16 protein-coding genes are annotated in these 16,874 nt (G+C 69.9%); 8 read left to right on the top strand and 8 right to left on the bottom strand.

Translation table 11 applies throughout. From position 1 onward, the window contains the following. Positions 1–105: 105 nt before the first annotated feature. Positions 106–1,332 (top strand): M20 metallopeptidase family protein, encoded by a 1,227-nt coding sequence (locus ACSMFO_RS05190; protein ID WP_436457173.1) that lies wholly within the window; start codon positions 106–108, stop codon positions 1,330–1,332. Further along, positions 1,329–2,666 (top strand): MFS transporter, encoded by a 1,338-nt coding sequence (locus tag ACSMFO_RS05185; RefSeq protein ID WP_436457172.1) that lies wholly within the window; start codon positions 1,329–1,331, stop codon positions 2,664–2,666. Before ACSMFO_RS05190 ends, ACSMFO_RS05185 begins: the two co-directional genes overlap by 4 nt. Positions 2,667–2,765: 99 nt before the next feature. Here ACSMFO_RS05185 and ACSMFO_RS05180 read toward each other — a convergent pair whose 3' ends face one another. Then, on the bottom strand, positions 2,766–3,365 hold the full coding sequence (locus ACSMFO_RS05180) for a TetR/AcrR family transcriptional regulator (protein WP_073842301.1): 600 nt from the start codon (positions 3,363–3,365) through the stop codon (positions 2,766–2,768). Between the two features lie 83 nt (positions 3,366–3,448). Between ACSMFO_RS05180 and ACSMFO_RS05175 the strand changes: the two genes are divergently transcribed. Next, positions 3,449–4,540: an FAD-dependent oxidoreductase gene (locus ACSMFO_RS05175; protein ID WP_436457171.1), complete on the top strand. Its 1,092-nt coding sequence runs from the start codon at positions 3,449–3,451 to the stop codon at positions 4,538–4,540. A gap of 162 nt (positions 4,541–4,702) precedes the next feature. Next, a complete protein-coding gene (locus tag ACSMFO_RS05170) occupies positions 4,703–5,020 on the top strand; it encodes a GNAT family N-acetyltransferase (protein ID WP_436457170.1) in 318 nt (105 codons plus the stop codon). Positions 5,021–5,047: 27 nt separating this feature from the next. Here the strand turns inward: ACSMFO_RS05170 and ACSMFO_RS05165 are convergent, their stop codons facing one another. The 6 genes from ACSMFO_RS05165 to ACSMFO_RS05140 form a co-directional block, all read right to left on the bottom strand. Further along, complete coding sequence (locus ACSMFO_RS05165) at positions 5,048–5,554, bottom strand: tetratricopeptide repeat protein (protein WP_436457169.1); 507 nt, start codon at positions 5,552–5,554, stop codon at positions 5,048–5,050. 90 nt (positions 5,555–5,644) lie between these two features. Further along, complete coding sequence (locus ACSMFO_RS05160; protein ID WP_436457168.1) at positions 5,645–7,042, bottom strand: tryptophanase; 1,398 nt, start codon at positions 7,040–7,042, stop codon at positions 5,645–5,647. Next, a complete protein-coding gene (locus ACSMFO_RS05155) occupies positions 7,035–8,204 on the bottom strand; it encodes a cation:proton antiporter (protein WP_436457167.1) in 1,170 nt (389 codons plus the stop codon). The genes ACSMFO_RS05160 and ACSMFO_RS05155 overlap by 8 nt, the downstream gene beginning before the upstream one ends. Next, complete coding sequence (locus ACSMFO_RS05150; protein WP_436457166.1) at positions 8,197–9,561, bottom strand: tryptophan 7-halogenase; 1,365 nt, start codon at positions 9,559–9,561, stop codon at positions 8,197–8,199. Before ACSMFO_RS05150 ends, ACSMFO_RS05155 begins: the two co-directional genes overlap by 8 nt. Beyond that, positions 9,561–11,312, bottom strand: a complete 1,752-nt coding sequence (locus tag ACSMFO_RS05145) for an amino acid adenylation domain-containing protein (RefSeq protein WP_436457165.1) — start codon at positions 11,310–11,312, stop codon at positions 9,561–9,563. The genes ACSMFO_RS05150 and ACSMFO_RS05145 overlap by 1 nt, the downstream gene beginning before the upstream one ends. Beyond that, a complete protein-coding gene (locus tag ACSMFO_RS05140) occupies positions 11,305–12,036 on the bottom strand; it encodes a thioesterase II family protein (protein ID WP_436457164.1) in 732 nt (243 codons plus the stop codon). The genes ACSMFO_RS05145 and ACSMFO_RS05140 overlap by 8 nt, the downstream gene beginning before the upstream one ends. Positions 12,037–12,664: 628 nt before the next feature. Between ACSMFO_RS05140 and ACSMFO_RS05135 the strand changes: the two genes are divergently transcribed. The 4 genes from ACSMFO_RS05135 to ACSMFO_RS05120 are packed head-to-tail and all read left to right on the top strand — an operon-like array spanning position 12,665 to position 15,882. After that, positions 12,665–14,011 (top strand): MFS transporter, encoded by a 1,347-nt coding sequence (locus ACSMFO_RS05135; RefSeq protein WP_436457163.1) that lies wholly within the window; start codon positions 12,665–12,667, stop codon positions 14,009–14,011. Next, a complete protein-coding gene (locus ACSMFO_RS05130) occupies positions 14,008–14,472 on the top strand; it encodes a hypothetical protein (RefSeq protein ID WP_436457162.1) in 465 nt (154 codons plus the stop codon). The genes ACSMFO_RS05135 and ACSMFO_RS05130 overlap by 4 nt, the downstream gene beginning before the upstream one ends. Continuing rightward, positions 14,417–15,148 (top strand): ROK family protein, encoded by a 732-nt coding sequence (locus ACSMFO_RS05125; protein WP_436457161.1) that lies wholly within the window; start codon positions 14,417–14,419, stop codon positions 15,146–15,148. Before ACSMFO_RS05130 ends, ACSMFO_RS05125 begins: the two co-directional genes overlap by 56 nt. After that, positions 15,145–15,882 (top strand): SDR family NAD(P)-dependent oxidoreductase, encoded by a 738-nt coding sequence (locus tag ACSMFO_RS05120; protein ID WP_436457160.1) that lies wholly within the window; start codon positions 15,145–15,147, stop codon positions 15,880–15,882. Before ACSMFO_RS05125 ends, ACSMFO_RS05120 begins: the two co-directional genes overlap by 4 nt. Here the strand turns inward: ACSMFO_RS05120 and ACSMFO_RS05115 are convergent. Then, positions 15,860–16,723: an aminoglycoside phosphotransferase family protein gene (locus tag ACSMFO_RS05115; protein ID WP_436457623.1), complete on the bottom strand. Its 864-nt coding sequence runs from the start codon at positions 16,721–16,723 to the stop codon at positions 15,860–15,862. The genes ACSMFO_RS05120 and ACSMFO_RS05115 overlap by 23 nt on opposite strands. Positions 16,724–16,874 lie beyond the last annotated feature (151 nt).

The raw sequence follows: 16,874 nt of genomic DNA, 5'->3' as shown, positions 1-16,874 counted from the left end.
GGGGTCGATCGTTGAGCGATTCCGACAATTCTAGCCCGATATCGGACGTGGATTCGCACACTCGACGACCAAGACGCCGACGTCCGACGCAGAGGAGATCGACCGGTGGACCTTCACGACGACGCTCGAAGCCTGCAGGACGAGCTGGTCCGGTTGCGGCGCGACCTGCACCGCGAGCCCGAGATCGGTCTCGACCTGCCCCGCACACAGGAGCGGGTCCTGCGTGAACTCGACGGGCTCGGCCTGGAGGTCTCCACCGGGACCGACACGACCTCGGTGACCGCGGTGCTGCGCGGCGAGGGTACGGCCAGGGATTCGGCCCGGCCGCGGACGGTCCTGCTGCGCGCGGACATGGACGCGCTCCCGGTGGCCGAAGCGACCGGCCTGGACTTCGCCGCCACGAACGGCGCGATGCACGCCTGCGGCCACGATCTGCACACCACGTCGCTGGTCGGCGCGGCCCGGCTGCTGCACACGCACCGCGACCGCATCAACGGCGACGTCGTCCTGATGTTCCAGCCCGGCGAGGAGGGCTGGGACGGTGCCGGCGTGATGCTCCGGGAAGGCGTGCTCGACGCCGCGGGCAGGCGCGCCGACGCGGCCTACGGGTTGCACGTCTTCTCGTCGATGCTGCCCAGCGGGCAGTTCGCCAGCCGTCCCGGCACGCTGATGTCCGCGTCGTACCGGCTGCTCGTCACCGTGCACGGCGAGGGCGGCCACGGGTCGATGCCGCACCGCGCCAAGGATCCGATCTCCGCCACCGCGGCGATGATCACCGCGTTGCAGACGATGGTCACCCGGCGGCTGGACATCTTCGATCCGGCCGTGATCACGGTCGGCGTCATCCGCGGCGGCACCAAGCGCAACGTCATCCCCGCCACCGCCGAGTTCGAGGCCACCGTCCGCTGTTTCTCGGACGCCACCGGCGCGCTGCTCGACACGGCGATCCGCGAGACGATCGACGGTGTGGCGCGAGCGCACGGCGTCACCGCCGACGTCGTCTTCGAAAGCGAGTACCCGGTCACCGTCACCGACGTCGACGAGACCGCGTTCGGCGCCGAGGTCGTCCGCGAGACGATCGGCGAGCAGTACTACACCGAACTCCCCAATCCGGTGGCCGGATCCGAGGACTTCTCCCGGGTGCTGGCCGAAGTGCCGGGCACGTTCCTCGGTCTCGGTGCGCTGATGCCCGGGCTCGAACCGGACACCGCGCCCAACAACCACAGCCCGTACGCCGACTTCGACCCGTCCGTGCTGTCCAGGGCCGCCACCGTCTACGCCGAACTCGCCGTCCGCCGTCTCGACCGCTTGGCCGAAGGAGCCACCCGATGAGCGCGACCGCGGGCACCGCCACCATCCCGGACCGCCGCCGCACCCTGTTCGGCCTCGGTGCGGGCAACGCGATGGAATGGTTCGACTGGAACATCTACGCGACCTTCGCGTCGTTCTTCGCCGCGCAGTTCTTCAACGCGCACGACGAGGTTTCGGCGCTGTTGAGCACCTTGGCGGTCTTCGCGGTCGGCTTCGCCGCCCGACCCCTCGGTGGCTTGGTCTTCGGCTGGATCGCCGACCGCAAGGGCCGTCAGCTGTCGATGACGCTGACGGTCGCGATCGCCGCCGGCGGCAGCCTCGTCATCGGCTTTTCCCCCACGTACGGCCAGATCGGCGTATGGGCGTCGGTGATCCTCGTGGTGGCACGGCTGGGCCAAGGCCTCGCGCACGGCGGTGAACTGCCTTCGGCGCAGACCTACATCGCCGAGGTCGCCCCGGCCGGCCGTCGAGGATTGTGGTCGAGCCTGATCTACTTCTCCGGCACTTGTGGCGTGCTAGCCGGCACGCTGCTGGGCGCGGTCCTCTCCGGGGTGCTGAGCCACGATCAGATGCTCTCCTTCGGCTGGCGGATCCCGTTCGTGATCGGTGGCATCTTCGGGATCTACTCGCTCTACATGCGGCTGCGCATGCGGGAGACCGGCGTCTTCCTCGCCGAGTCGGCCAAGGACGAAGCCGCCGGGAAGAAGGCCGAGAAGGGCCGGATCTGGCAGACGATCAAGCAGAACCCGAAATTGCTCGTGCAGGTCGTCGGCCTGACCGTCGGGGCCACGGTCATCTACTACATGTGGGCCGTCGCCGCGCCGTCGTACGCGATCACGGTACGCGGCGTCGACCCGACCGGTGCGCTGTGGGCAGGCGTGTTCGCGAACGTGATCTTCCTGATCGCCTTGCCGTTGTGGGGAAGGCTGTCCGACCGCATCGGCAGGAAGCCGGTCCTGTTCATCGCGATCGTCGGCCTGCTGGTGCTGAGCTTCCCGCTGAATGCGATGGTGGGCGACCAGGCCTGGCAGTTGTTCTTGGCGATGTCGATCGCCCTGGTCTTCATGGCCGGGTTCTCGTCCATCGGCCCGGCGGTCTACGCGGAGATCTTCCCGACGCGTATCCGCACCATCGGCGTCGGCGTGCCGTACTCGATCGCGGTCGCGGCCTTCGGCGGCACCGCGCCGTACCTGCAGACGCTCCTCGCGAAGAACGGCCACCCGTCGCTGTTCGTCGTCTACGGCATGGTGCTGATGGTCATCAGCGCCTTGGTCGTCTTCACGCTCCCGGAAACGCGGGGCGTCGACCTGCACGAGAAGACGAACGCGGACGTCGAGGCCAGGACCGTCGCCTGAGCGGGCTCGGGGCGGGTGAAGGGGACTTTCACCGCATGCGATGCGGGTAAAGCGCCCTTCACCCGCGCCAGGCGCACGACACTGGGCCACCGTGTCCGGTCACGGCGATAGTCGCCAGGGTGCGAGCGCGACTTCGGTCGCGGTCCTCATCGCGGCCTGCAAGGTGGCGGGGTCCGTTCCGTCGGTGTCGTCGAGCAGGGCCTGAAGTGCGCCGGTGACCGCGCCGACGAACGCCCCCGTCAGCGCCGCCGCTCCCACCGGATCGATCCGGTCCGGGAACGCGGCCGCCAGACGCTTCGCGATTTCTCGTTGCGCGGCCAGTTGTTCCTGGAGCGCACGGCCGCGGACGGCGGGCACGGTCTGGATCATCCGCAGCCGCAACGCCGCCAGGGGGCTGACCAATTCGTCACTGGTGGCGGTGACCTGGCTCAGGGCTCGCAGCAGTACCTCGGCCGGGCCTTCGGCCGGTCCGCGAGTGGCGATGGCGTCGATGGCGGCCTGTACGCGCTCGTCGGCGTCCGGGAACAGCAGCTCTTCCTTGCTGGCGAAGTAGCTGAAGAACGTGCGCGCGCCGATCTCCGCGGCCGCCGCGATGTCGGCGATCGTCGTCTCGTCGTAGCCCTTGCGCTCGAAGAGTTCCGTCGCCGCATCGATCAGCGCTTGGCGCGTGCGGGCTCGCTTTCGATCACGGAGGGACATGCGGGGAGCATACGCGGAGCAGCAGTGAGTGCAAACTTGCAGTCATTGCCGAGTTGCACTCACTGCTGATATCGTCGTCCGGCATGGAGAACGTGTTGATCTGCGGCGCTGGAGTCGCCGGCTCGACGCTCGCCTATTGGTTGGCACGTAACGGCTTCAAGGTCACTGTCGTCGAGCGGGCCCAGGGCATGCGCTCCAGCGGTAATCCGGTCGACGTCCGCGGGCCCGCGCTGCCGGTCGTCGAGGCCATGGGCGTCGTAGGGCGTCTGCGGGACGTCGCGACGAGAACGAAAAGGGTGTGCCTGCTCGACGGAGACGGCCGTCGGATCGCCACCGTCGGCCTGTCCGCGGGCAAGGGGGAGGGGCTCGAAGTCCCACGATCCGATCTCGTCACCGTGCTGTACGAGGCGGCCAGCGGCGACGCCGAGTTCCTGTTCGACGACACGATCGCCGCGCTGCGCCAAGACGAGCGCGGCGTCGACGTGACCTTCGACCGGGCCGCACCCCGGCGCTTCGACTTCGTGATCGGCGCGGACGGCCTGCACTCCGCGGTCCGGCGGCTCACCTTCGGCGCCGAGCGTTCTTTCGTGCGCCCCATGGGGATCTTTGTCGCCACGACGTCGTTCGGAGGCTCGGTCGACCACCCCGAGGACGTGCTCCTGCACAACACACCGGGCAGGCTGGTCGCTGTTCACCCGTCACGGGACCACGGCGGCATCGCGTTCATCTTCCGTGCCCAAGCCGAGAATGTGGACCACCGGGACACTGCCCGGCACAAGCGGATCGTCACCGCGGCGTACGGCGATGCCGGATGGCGGGTCCCCGAGCTGCTCGAACGCCTGCAGGAGGCCGACGACGTCTTCTTCGACGCCGTCAGTGTCGTCGACCTCCCGGCCTGGTCACGCGGCCGGATCGCCTTGGTGGGTGACGCGGCCTCCTGTGTTTCCCTGCTCGGCGAAGGCTCCAGCCTCGCGATCGCCGGCGCGTACACGCTCGCCACCGCCCTGACGTCGGCGTCGTCCACCGGTTTCGGTCAGTACGAGGCCGAGCACCGCGCCCGGGTCAGGCCCGCACGGCGTACCGCCAAGATGACCGCGGCCATACTCGTGCCGAAGACCGGAATCGGCTTGGCGACACGAAATCTCGCGGCCCGGGCCTGGCGGTGGAGCGTCTGACCGCATGGGCGTGCGCTAGCTTGCCCGCTATGACCGAGCGTGGATCCGTCGTCTGGCCACCGGCCCCGATCGAGACCGAGCGGCTCGTGCTCCGCGAGTCCGAGGCGCGGGACCGAGCGGCGTTCATCGAGCTGTTCGCCTCGCCGGAGGTTGGACGGATCGATGATCGGCATGCTCACGCTCGATCAGCGCGATGCCGAGCGTCCGGGGCACGTCCGCCCGGACGCCGGGGAGACCGAGCTCGGCTACCTGTTCCTGCCGCGGGCATGGGGACGCGGGTATGCCGCGGAGGCGTGCGCGGCAGCGCTCGGTTGGTTCGCCGACGCGCTTCCCGCTGAATCGGTGGTGCTCTGCACGCAGACTGCGAACGATCCCTCGATGCGGCTCGCAGCGAGGCTGGGATTCATCGAGGTGGAGCGGTTCGAGGAGTACGGCGCCGAGCAGTGGTTCGGCGTCTGGCGCCCCACGAATGACGAATAGCTTGGGCAGGCGCCCGGGGCTACCCGATCACGAGGTTCCTCGAATCGTCTCCAGACTGCTGCGGCAACTGGTGGTGATCGGGTGCCCCGCGCCGAGGGCTTCGCCGCAGACCGCCAGAGTGGCGCGTTGTTCCTGTTCGGCGGCTGCCCGCCGACCGAGGTGGTGGAGAAGCACGCCGTGATTCACGCGGCGGCCGAGGGTGACCGGATCGCGCTCACCGAGGGCGGCCACCGAGGCCTCGACCAGCATGCGTTGCTGGTTCACCGCTTCGCGCAAGTCGCCGGAGTCGAGCAGGAGGTACGCGAGGAGGCTTTGGCTGAACAGGGTTTCCGGGTCGGCAGGGCCGAGTGCGCGGGCGCAGTCGTTCTTGGCGGTTCGCAACTCGCACCCGGCCTCCGCCAGCCTGCCGGCACGGTGCAGGGCGAAGCCGAGCAGATTCCTGGCTTTCAGCGTCTCCCGATGATCCGGGCCGAATCGGCTCGTGGCGAGAGAGACGGCGGTCCGGCGGGCTTGGATCGCATCGACCTCCGACATGCTGCCTCCCCTGGTGGCGAACTGCCCTCTCGATCGAGAGTACGCGCGTCATCCGCTTGCCTGGAGGGGTTCCGCCCTCAACCGGATCGGTCACCCGTCGTAGATGTCGGCACCCCCGGCCGGGGCGAAGCGGGCTTGGAAGAAGCGGAGGTGGGGTGGTTCGTGGGTGAAGGTGAGGCCGTGGGTGATGTCATGGCGGTTCTTGTGGACGCGGACGAGGCTGTCGGCGACGTGGTCGATGTGGCTTTGGGTGTAGACGCGCCGGGGGATGGCGAGCCGGAGGAATTCCAGCGGCGGGTAGCGGTTCTCGCCGGTGGCCGGGTCGCGCCCGGCTGAGACGGTGCCGCGTTCGACGCCGCGGATCCCGCCTTCGAGGTAGACGGCGGCGGCGAGGGTCTGGCCGGGGAGTTCGGTGCGGGGGAGATGGTCGAGGACGGCGGTGGCGTCGACGCAGACGCAGTGCCCGCCGACGGGGTGGACGATCGGGACGCCCGCGGTGTCGAGCCGGTGGCCGAGGTATTCGATCTGGGCGATGCGGGCGCGGATGTGGTGTTCGTCGACGGATTCGCCGATGCCTTGGGCGATGGCTTCCATGTCCCGGCCGGCCATGCCGCCGTAGGTGTGGAGGCCTTCGTAGAGCAGGACGAGCCCGCGTGCCTGTTCGGCGAGGCCGGGGTCGCGGAGGGCGATCCAGCCGCCGATGTTGGCGAGACAGTCCTTTTTGGCCGACATGACGGCGCCGTCGGTGGGGGCGCACAGCGCGAGGAGGATGTCCGCGATCGAGTGGTTCGCCCAGCCCGGTTCGCGTTGCTTGACGAACCAGGCGTTCTCGACGGCGCGGGCGGTGTCGAGGAAGACGGGGATTCCGTGGGCGTGGGCGAGGTCGCAGGCGGCGGTGAGGTTGGCGACGCTGATCGGCTGGCCGCCCGCCATGTTCACCGTGGCGGCGAGTGAGACGTAGGGGATGGCGGCGCCGTGTTCGGCGATGACGGCCTGCAGTTTGGCGAGGTCGACGTCGCCCTTGAACGGGTGTTCGTCGGTGGCGTCGTGTGCTTCGTCGATGATGACGTCGTGGAAGGTGGCGCCGTTGAGTTCCTGATGGGCACGGGTGCTGGGGAAGTACATGTTGCCGGGGACATGGGAACCAGGGCGGATGAGACAGCGGGAGAGGATGTTCTCGCCGCCCCGGCCTTGGTGGACGGGGATGACGTGTTCGTAGCCGTAGTGCGTCCGGACGGCCTGTTCGAAGAGGTAGAAGCTGCGGGCGCCGGCATAGGCCTCGTCACCGCGCATGAGGGCCGACCACTGCCGGTCCGACATCGCGCTGGTGCCGGAGTCGGTGAACAGATCGATGTAGACGTCTTCGGAGCGGAGCAGACAGGGATTCCATCCGGCTTCCCGTAAGGCTTCTTCGCGGTGTTCGCGGGTGGTGGTGCGGATCGGTTCGATCATCTTGATCCGCCAGGGTTCCGCCGGGTGGTCAGGCATCTCGGGTCACCTTGTCTCGTTCTAGGTGGTTGAGGAGCGGGCCGGTCATGGCCGTCGTCACGAGGGCCATGGCGACCATCGCGGTGTAGAAGGCGCTGTCGATGACGCCCAGGCCGAGCCCGATGCTGAGGAAGACGAGTTCGGTGACACCGCGGGTGTTCATCAGGGTCGCGAACACCGCGGCCGGCCGCGGCGGTTGTCCGGCGAGGCGGGCACCGAGGTAGGCGCCGCCGCCTTTCGCGACGACGGCGACCACGATGATCGCGAGGGTTTCGGTCATCAGGGCGGCGTCGAGCCCGCCGAGGTCGACCTTCCGTCCGATGAGGACGAAGTACAGCGGGACCAGCAGGGACGCGGCGGGTGTGATCAGCGCGGCGGGATCGTGCCGGGACACGGGCCTTCCGGCGGCCATGCCGATCAGGAACGCGCCGATCGCGGAATGCAGGCCGATGGCGTCGGTCGTCGCGGCTCCGGCGCAGGCGAGGGCGACCATGGTCACGACCGCGGTCGGCCCGGACAGGCGATCCACCGCCCTGCCGAACCACGGCCGGGCGAGGACGAGCAGGCCTGCCAGGAACGGGACGGCCAGCAGGAGCGTCCAGTCCTGGGTTCCACTGTGGACGGAGGCGACGAGGGCGAGTGCCGCCCAGGCGGTGGCGTCGGTGAGCGCGGCGGCGGTGAGCGCGCAACGGCCGCGGTCGTCGTCCAGCATCCGCCGTTCGGACAGGATCCGCGCCAGTACGGGGAAGGCGGTGACCGCCATGGCCGCGGCGGCGAAGAGGACGAACGGCGTGACCCCGGCAGGGGCGTGGCGTGCGGCGAGCCAGAGCGCGAGCAACGTGCCGAGGACGACCGGGACGACGGTCGCGCCGAGGGCGGGGACGAACGCCGCCGTGATCCGTGCCGCCGTCATCGACGGCGCGAGGCGGGCGCCGACCCCGAACAGGAACAGGATCAGGCCGAGCTGGGCGAGCGCGTCCAGCGTCGTGTCGACCCGGCCGGGCAGGCCCGGGCCGGCTTGCAGGGCGAGGCCGACGACGAGCCCACAGGTGATCTCCCCGAGGACGGCGGGCTGCCCGGCACGGGTGAAGACCCAGCCGAAGCAGCGGGCCATGGCCAGCAGAACGGCGAGCGCGGCGAGCAGCAGGGCCAGGTCAGGCATCGGGCACCCGCCACCGCCTGCCGTCCGCGGTGGGGACGAGCCCGCCGGGGAACATCGGCGGCTCGTCGCCCGCGGCCTCGCCGAGCAGGCCACGCAGCTGGAGCTGCACACCTTCGGCGAGCACGTCGCCGAACATCGCGCGGGAAAAGTCCTGTGAGGACACTCCGCCGACAAGCTCGGCGAAAGCCTCGCCGGCGGTTCCGTGATGGCCGGTCAGCCGTCGCGCCTGCCGGAAGTAGTCGTCCTCGCCGGAGTCCAGCCGGTAGAAGGAGATGAGGAAATCCCGGAACAGCCCGAATTCCCGGCGGTAGCGGGCCTCGAACTCGGCGAAACACCGCTTCTCGTCCGCGAAACCCGCGAGGGTGCTGTTGATCGACCGGGCGGCCAGCAACCCGCTGTAGGTCGCCAGGTGCACCCCCGAGGAGAACACCGGGTCGATGAAGCAGGCGGCGTCGCCGACGAGCACCATGCCCGGCGACCACAGGACGGTCCGGTCGTAGGAATAGTCCTTCCGTACCCGGAGCCGGTCGTACGGTGGTTCGGTCGCGCGGCGTGCGTCGCGGAGGAACTCCTCGATGAGCGGGCAATCCTCGATCAGCGCCGAGTAGGCGGTCTCCGGATCGCCCTGCACCCGGTCCGCCGATTCCTGTTTGACGACGGCGCCGACACTGGTCAACGTGTCCGACAACGGGATGTACCAGAACCAGCCGTCGGCGAACGAGACGCAGAGGATGTTCCCCGCGTCGGGCGCGGGCATCCGGTGGCCGCCCTCGAAGTAGCCGAACAGCGCCAGGTTCCGGAAATGCGGCGAGTACTCGCGGATGCCGCCGACGTCGTGGTGGAGCCGGCTGCCATGCCCGGAGGCGTCGACCACGAACCTGGCCGTCGCGTGCCGTTCGTAGCCGGCGTCGTCGAGGTAGCGGACGCCACCGATCCGCTCGCCCGCCCGGAGCGTGCCGAGTGCCCGATGTCCTTGCCGGATTTCGGCACCGAGACGGCGGGCACCGTCGAGCAGCAGCGTGTCGAACCGGGCGCGCTCGACCTGATACGCGTACGACGTGGGCCCGGCCATGCGATCGGACGCGGCGAAGGAGAACGTCCACGGCTCGGCACCGGTGCCCCATCTGAAGGTGCCGCCCCGTTTGCGGACGAAGCCCGCCCGTTCGATCTCGTCGCGGACACCGAGCATCGCGCAGATCCCGTGGACCGTGGCGGGGAGCAGGGATTCCCCGATCTGGTAACGCGGGAAACGGTCCTTGTCCAGCAGCAGCACCCGGTGACCTTCCGCGGCCGTGAGGCCGGCGACGGTGGAGCCACCCGGCCCGCCGCCGACGACGATCACGTCGTAGTCGTCCATCACGGTGTCCTTCCTTTCTCTGTGGCGGGAACGAGTTCGGCTAGCCGGGCCACGGTGCGGCGCAGCAGGACGTCCCGCAGCGAACAGGGCACACCCAGTGCCCGTAACCGGGCGGCGAGCGCCGCGGCGGAGAGACTGTGCCCGCCGAGGTCGAAGAAGTCGCTGTCCGCGTCGACCACCGGAAGCTCCAGCTGGACGCGGAACGCGGCGGCGACGAGCTCCTGGGTGGAGGTCAGCACGATCGTCCGCCGTACCGCGACGGGCGGGGTGAGAGCGGCCCGGTCGATCTTCCCGGTCGGCCCGAGGGGCATCGCCTCGAGCGGGACGATGGTGGAGGGGAGCAGATACGCCGGCAGCATGGCTCGAAGCCGTTCCCGCAGCTGGTCGACGCTTCCCGTGTCGAGCACGACGTAGGCGACCAGCCGCGGCTCGGAGCCTTCGACCCTGACCGCGGCCTGCCGGACCCCGGGAGAGGTGAGCAGCGCCTGCTCCACCTCACCCGGCTCGACCCGATGACCGCGGATCTTGACCTGATCGTCCAGCCTGCCCAGCCATTCCAGGTGACCGTCGGCCATGAGACGGCACCGGTCGCCGGTCCGGTACCGGCGTTCTCCCGCGGTGACGAACCGGTCCGCGGTCGGCCCCGGCCGCCCGAGATAGCCCAGCGCGAGGCAAGAGCCGCTGATCACGAGTTCGCCGGGTTCCCCGATCGGCACGGGCCGCAGGTGTTCGTCGACGATCCGGGCGGTGGTGTTGCCGATCGGCCGTCCGATCGACGGCGTCGCGTGGTCGTCGAGCCGGCAGGCCGTGGTGAACACCGTGCACTCGGTCGGGCCGTACAGGTTCACCGCGGTGACGCCCGGGGCCGCGCGCAGATACGACCAGAGATCCTGGCCGATGGCCTCTCCGCCCATCACCAGCATCCGCGGACGGCTCCGTCCTTCGAGCAACCCGGCCTCCACCAGTGCCGACATCTGCGCGGGCACCGCCTCCACGACCGACAACCGGTGCTCCCGTACGAAGTCCACATAGGACTCCGGATCCGCGCGAACGGCGTCGGCGAGCAGATGCAGTTCGTGCCCGCCCGCCATCCACAGCAGCGGATTCCATGACGCGTCGAAGAACAGCGGCAATCCGTGCGCCACCCGTTGAGGACCACGGCCCGCGGGGAAGAACCCGTCGGCCAGTTCGCCGTACAGGTTGACCAGGCTCCGGTGTCCCACCAGGACCGCTTTGGGCAGGCCCGTCGAACCGGAGGTGTAGATGAGGTACGCCGGACCGGCGGCGGCCCTGGGCGACCGGTGTCCGGCGTACCCGGCGAGCTCCGCCTGCCAGTCCTCTGTGGACAGGACCAGGTCCGCCCGTTCCGCGAGCCGCACCACATCCGTCAGCACGACGGCGGGGCGGGCGTCGGCGAGAATCGCGTCCAAGCGTGCGGCGGGCAGGGCGGGATCGACCGGAAGGTAGACCGCTCCCACCTTCGCCGTCGCGAGTACGCCCAGCACCGCTCGCACGGACCTCGTCATCGCGCAGGCCACCACCGTCCCTGGCGACGCGCCCGCGTCCCGCAGCATGCGGGCGAGCCGCTCGCTCCCAAGGTCGAGGTCGTGGAAGGTCCAGGCGACCTCGTCGGCCACCAGACAGACCCGGGCGGGGGCCCGCCGGGCCTGAAACTCGAACAAGTCGCACCAGGTCACGTCGGGAATCCGTCGTGCCACACCGCTCACCGTGGACAACGCCGCCTCAGTCATCGCACGGTTCCGAACCGAACCGGACCAGATCCCAGAAGCGGGCTTCCTCGCCTGGCGTGAGAACCGCCAAGTGGCCCCCGGGCACGACGCAGCCGGTGAACCGTCCGGTCGTCCAGGCCCGCCAAGCCCGGATATCCTCGTCGCCGGTCGCGAAGTCCGGGTCGTCCGCGCCCCGGAACGCGACGATCGGGCAGGACAACGGCACTTTCGCGGGGCCCGGGTAGGCGCTGGTCAACCGCAGGTCGCCGAGGAACAGATCGAGCGTGTACTCCCGGAGTTCGGGGGAGTGCCGGTAGTCCGCCGACGAGCGCTCGAGCAGCCTTCCCGCTTCGACTGCGTCCGTCTTCGCGTACTTCCCGGGAACTCGCCGCTGCGGCGCGCACGCGCCCACCACGACCAGGCCCGCGGGGCCGGGTAGCCCTCGGCCGAGGATGCGCTGGGCCACTTCGAGTGCGACGAACGCGCCCATACTGAAGCCGATCAGCACGGTTCGTGAAAAACCTTCGGCACCGAAGCGATCGAGGCAATCCAGGGCGATCTCCTCGGCGAGGATGCCGAGCGATTCGCCGGGCGGCTCGATGAGACGCGCGCCGCGTCCGGGATATTCCACGCCCCATACCGCCGATCCCGCCGCTGCGCGGGCGAGCCCGCGCAGACCGAGAACCGTGCCGCCGGCAGGTGGGAAGCACAGGTATTCGGTACCGTGACCAGGCTGTATGTCCACTATGGACAGTTGACTGACGGCAGTGTTCCTTGCCACGTTCTCTCCCGAACCGTTCGTCAACGGGGGGTCGCCGCCCGTTGAAGACGAAGCCGAAGGGCACGACGCGTCGCCTCGGCGTCCATATCGGACGGAGCGGGCGGTGCGGTTTCGTGCGCTACCAGCGAGTTTTCACGATGTCGCGCCATCCCGGTGAACGTCCGGGCTCCGCGCGGATGACGCGCCTCGGCGAAAACGGGTTTCGCCTCGCCCGCACCTTTGGGGTGCTTCCGCGACCGCGCCGACCGCGGGAAAGATGCGGGCTCCTTCGTGTTCTCTTCCGTTAGGTGGTAACCGTCAGAGGTGGTGGTCCGAAAGATACGACGCCCTTAGGCCGTTCGGGGTAACAGTTTGATGGCGAGACCGAAATTGCTGCAAGCGGCGACCTGTCCGGGGTGCCGCTCACCCGGCCGGGCTACCTCAGTGTGCGTGGTGGCCTTTCCTCGGTTCTCCGTGGAGAACCGGGTGCTTGCCCGATCGGCCCGACTCGGCAGACCGATCGTCCCCGAAGCCGCCGGATACGGGCGGAGGCGGCGGACCCGCTCCTAATTTGGTGTTCGTCGCACGAAAAGCGGGGCGGGGAGGAATCCGGATGGTGTCAGGGATGGCGAGCCGGTCGACGATGTCGCCGAGGCGGGCGCGGTTCGTGCGGAACTGGACCGGCAGGCTCGTCGCGTTCGGCGAGTTCATCGACGGCTACGACCTGCTCGTCATCGGCGCCGCCGTCCTGTTCCTCAAGCCGTCGTTCCACCTCACCGCCTCCCAGGTCGGCCTCGTGACAGCGGCGGCGTTCGTCGGCACGGCGCTCGGCCTGGTGGTCTTCGGTGATCTGTCCGACCGGTTCGGCCGCCGGGTGATCTTCATGATCAACCTGGCGGTCTTCGTCGTGGCCTCCCTCGCCGCGGCGTTCGTCCAGGACGTGTGGCAACTGGTCGCGGCCCGGTTCGTGCTGGGTGTCGCGGTCGGGATGGACATCCCGACCTCCCACGCCTTCCTCACCGAGATCGCGCCCGAATCCCGCCGAGGCCGGATCGCGGGCAGCTTGCCGAACATGATGTGGCTGGGCGGCGCCGTCACATCGGTGTTGCTCGCGCTCGCGCTCCAGCCGTTGTTCGGCGACGAGACCTGGCGGTGGCTGTTCGGGCTGGCCGCGCTGCCCGCGGCCGCGGTCCTGGTGGCGAGGCAGTTCCTGCCGGAGTCACCCCGCTGGCTGAGCGCGCGTGGTCGCGTGGAGGAGGCGCGGCGGATCTACGACGCGCTCGGGTTGGAACCGCCGAAACACGAGGTCCCGGAGCGGCGGAGCTACCGGATGCTGGTGTCCGGCGGTGCTTGGCGGCGGCTGGCGACGGTCACGGCCTTCTTCGCCATCCAGGCCTTCGGCGGCGCGGTGGCGACGGTCGCCGGACCGCTGATCATCATCAGCACCGGCATCGGGGTCTCCAACACCCTCTACTTCTCCCTGCTGGGTTTCGTGGTGGGGCTGATCGCCGTGGTCGCGGGCGCCGCGATCATCGACCGCGTCAAACGGCGCTGGCTGGGCGTGTGGACGTGCCTCGGGGTGTTCGGCGCCGGGCTGGGAATCGCGTTCACCGGCGAGCGCGCCGGTGTCGGACTGGTGGCCTTCTGGGTCGTGTACGCCATGCTGACCTGGTTCGGCCCGGGCGTGCTGTCCTGGGTGTGGAGCACCGAGGCGTTCCCCACTTCGTTGCGGGGCCTGGGATCCGGTATCGCGCAGTGCGTGACCCGGCTCGCGATCGCGCTCAACGTGTTCCTGGCACCCATGCTGGCGCAGAAGCACGGCATCACGGTCGTCGCGTGGTACGCCTGCGCGTTCCTGGTGAGCGCGGTGATCGTGCTGCTGTCGCCGTGGCTGGCCACCACCGGTGTCGAGCTCGAGGAGACCAACGGTGTCGAGTCCGGGAAACCGGAGTCACGATGAACCACCCAGGTCACACCGGAAGCCGGCCGCGCCAAGCCCGGCAGGCCAACACGGCCGCCGTGCTCCAGTTGCTCGTCCGGAGCGGTCCGCTGGCGCGCGGCGACATCGCGAAGGAGCTGTCCCTCAACCACGGCAGCGTCAGCCGGATCATCGAGCCTTTGCTGTCCGCCGGTGTCGTCCGCGAACTCGCCGAGCGGTCCACCGGTGCCCGGGTCGGCAGGCCCCGGGTGCCGGTGGCGCTCGACTCGTCCAGCCGGTACGCGGTCGGTGTGCACTTCGGCCTCGAACGGACCACGCTCGGGCTGATCGACCTGTCCGGGCACTGCGTCAAGACGCACTCCGAGACGCGCGATCCCGGCGGACAGCGCCGCCACCCTGCGGCACGCCGCGGAACTGGCGGCCGGGGTGGCGGACGCCGCGCCGGGACCGGTGCTGGGCATCGGGGTCACCGCGGGCGGTGAGGTGGACCGGGCGACCGGCCGGGTCGTGCGCAACGACGTGCTGGGCTGGGCCGACGTCCGGGTCTCCGACGTGCTACGTGAGCGGACCGGGCTCGACGTCGTGGTGGACGGCAACGTGGCCGCCCTGCTGGGTGCCGAACTCACCTTCGGCGCGGGGCTCGGCGGGCACGAGGTGTCGTATCTGTTCATCGGCAACGTCACGGAGACGGGGTTCCTCAGCCGTCCGGTGGGTACCTGCTCGAACGGCATCGTTCAGGGCGACTTCGGCCGCCTCCTCGTGCCCGAGCTCGCCGGTGGCGGTCACCGGCGCTTCGGCGAATGCGGGACGGACGTGGCGTTGCTCGCCGCCGCCCGGTCCGCCGGGGTCGCGGCGACCTCGCTGACGGAGCTGATCCGCTTGGCGGACACGGATCCGGCTGCGGCGGGGCTTCTCGAGGGACGCAGCGCGCAGGTGGCTCTGGTGGCCGACACGGTGTACGACCTGATGCGGCCGGACCTGATCGTCCTCGGCGGCAGCGGTGCGCCGTCGGACCGATGGCTCGACGCGGTGCGCGCTCGCGTCGAGACGACTCCGCCCCGGGCGCTGGTCCGGCCACTGGCACGGGGCAATCCGTTGGTCGTCGCGGCGGCGGGACTCGTCGTGCGTGCCTTCTTCACCAGTGGGGAGTGGTCGTGAGCGGTGTGGTGGTACTCGGCGGCGCGGGCGGCATCGGCTCGGCCGTGGTCCGCGCGTTGCAGGCGGAGGGACGGCCGGTGGCGGTGGTGGACGTCGCGCCACCGCCACCGGAACACACCGGCGTGCCGTGGATCCGTGGTGACGCGAGCGATCCGGCCGTGATCGGTGCCGCGTTCGACGCACTCGGCGACGTGACCGGACTGGTGCATTGCCTGCTGAGCGAGCATCGCGCCCCCTTCACCGAACAGACGGCGGACGCGCTGCGCAAAGTGTTGGACATCGGCGCGGTGTCGGCGCTGGAACCGTTGCAGCAGTTGGTCGCCCGCGCCGGGGGAAGGCCGTGCGCGGCCGTGCTCGTCAGTTCGATCCACGCCGGTCTGGCCTGGGGCGGACAGGCCCCGTACGCGATGGCCAAGGCCGCGTTGGAGGCGCTGGGCCGCGCGGCCGCCGTGGAACTCGGACCGCGCGGCTTGCGCTGCAACACCGTCCGGCCGGGGTTCGTCATGGTGCCGCGGAACGCGCATCGCTGGCGGGACGCGGGCACCCGCGACACCCTGTCCGGGCTCCAGCCGTCCGGCGAGCTCGCCGGACCGGACGACGTCGCGAGCGTGATCGCCTTCCTCCTCGGCGAACGGGCCAGGTACGTCTCCGGCGAGACCGTCACCGTGGACGGCGCGATGACCGCCGTGCTGCCCGAGCCACCGCCGTCTTTCAACCGAGGAGGGCCTGGGTGATCTGGCGGGTGGTCTGCGCGGCGACACGGGGGTTCACGGCGGCGTAGGAGACATAGGCGTTCAAACCGGTGGCCAAGGCCCAACCACGACCGCGGGTCCAGGTCGCGTCGTCCATATCGAGCGCGGCGCGGAAGGTGGCTCGCGTTTCGGCTGACATGAGGGTGAAGGCGATGATCAGATCGCGAGCCGGATCGCCGACGCCGAGTTCCCCGAAATCGAGGACAGCACTGAGGCGGCCGTTGGTCGTCAACAGGTTGCCGGTGTGGAAATCGCCGTGGAACCAGACCGGCGGACCGCCCCAGCCGGGGGCGGCGAGGGCGGTGTCCCACAGGTCGGTCATCGCCGCGGTGTCGAAGGCATCGCCGACGTTCGTGATGGCGAGCCGCGTCGCTTTATCCCGAGTGGCGAGCGGGCGACCGGTGAGATCCGGGGTCGTTCCGGCGTCGATCCGGTGGAGCGCGGTCAGGAACCCGGCCAACGCCACTGCGGCTTCGTGCGAGCCGGACAGGGCGTCCACGGTCGCCACCTCGCCGTCCAGCCACCGCGACACCGCCCATGGCCACGGATAGCCGAAGTCCGCCGCTCCCACTCCCACCAGTACGGGTACGGCCAGCGGCAGGTGCGGGGCCAGCCGGGGCAACCACTCGGCTTCCTTCGGCGCCTGCTCGATCGCGCCGTCGTGGCGAGGTAGCCGCACGGACAGGTTCTCGCCCAGCCGGTAGATCACATGATCCGAGCCCGCCGGGGCGTACGGAAGCAACGGCAACCCGGACCACTGCGGGAACTGCGTGTCGATCAGACGCCTCGCCAACGCGATGTCGATCGCCGGGGTGGGTTTCACGGTCAAGAGCAGCTCCTGCGGTCGGCTGTGGCAGCGTGTCATGGCCGCTGCGTTGTGATCAACCGATTTGCCGGACTCGCGCGTGAACTGGGCCCAGCCTTCCGGGACATCGACGTGACCGGAGCCCGAACCCGACTTTCGGTCCTACACG

The organism is Amycolatopsis sp. w19 (assembly GCF_051373225.1).
Taxonomy (GTDB): domain Bacteria; phylum Actinomycetota; class Actinomycetes; order Mycobacteriales; family Pseudonocardiaceae; genus Amycolatopsis; species Amycolatopsis japonica.
This window is presented reverse-complemented; position numbering and strand designations above follow the sequence as displayed.

What these genes read in the sequence shown, in the direction of transcription:
- ACSMFO_RS05185 (WP_436457172.1), top strand. Translation starts at nt 1,329, where the DNA reads ATGAGCGCGACCGCGGGCACCGCCACCATCCCGGACCGCCGCCGCACC.
- ACSMFO_RS05180 (WP_073842301.1), bottom strand. Translation starts at nt 3,365, where the DNA reads ATGTCCCTCCGTGATCGAAAGCGAGCCCGCACGCGCCAAGCGCTGATC.
- ACSMFO_RS05175 (WP_436457171.1), top strand. Translation starts at nt 3,449, where the DNA reads ATGGAGAACGTGTTGATCTGCGGCGCTGGAGTCGCCGGCTCGACGCTC.
- ACSMFO_RS05170 (WP_436457170.1), top strand. Translation starts at nt 4,703, where the DNA reads ATGATCGGCATGCTCACGCTCGATCAGCGCGATGCCGAGCGTCCGGGG.
- ACSMFO_RS05165 (WP_436457169.1), bottom strand. Translation starts at nt 5,554, where the DNA reads ATGTCGGAGGTCGATGCGATCCAAGCCCGCCGGACCGCCGTCTCTCTC.
- ACSMFO_RS05160 (WP_436457168.1), bottom strand. Translation starts at nt 7,042, where the DNA reads ATGCCTGACCACCCGGCGGAACCCTGGCGGATCAAGATGATCGAACCG.
- ACSMFO_RS05155 (WP_436457167.1), bottom strand. Translation starts at nt 8,204, where the DNA reads ATGCCTGACCTGGCCCTGCTGCTCGCCGCGCTCGCCGTTCTGCTGGCC.
- ACSMFO_RS05150 (WP_436457166.1), bottom strand. Translation starts at nt 9,561, where the DNA reads ATGGACGACTACGACGTGATCGTCGTCGGCGGCGGGCCGGGTGGCTCC.
- ACSMFO_RS05145 (WP_436457165.1), bottom strand. Translation starts at nt 11,312, where the DNA reads ATGACTGAGGCGGCGTTGTCCACGGTGAGCGGTGTGGCACGACGGATT.
- ACSMFO_RS05135 (WP_436457163.1), top strand. Translation starts at nt 12,665, where the DNA reads ATGGTGTCAGGGATGGCGAGCCGGTCGACGATGTCGCCGAGGCGGGCG.
- ACSMFO_RS05130 (WP_436457162.1), top strand. Translation starts at nt 14,008, where the DNA reads ATGAACCACCCAGGTCACACCGGAAGCCGGCCGCGCCAAGCCCGGCAG.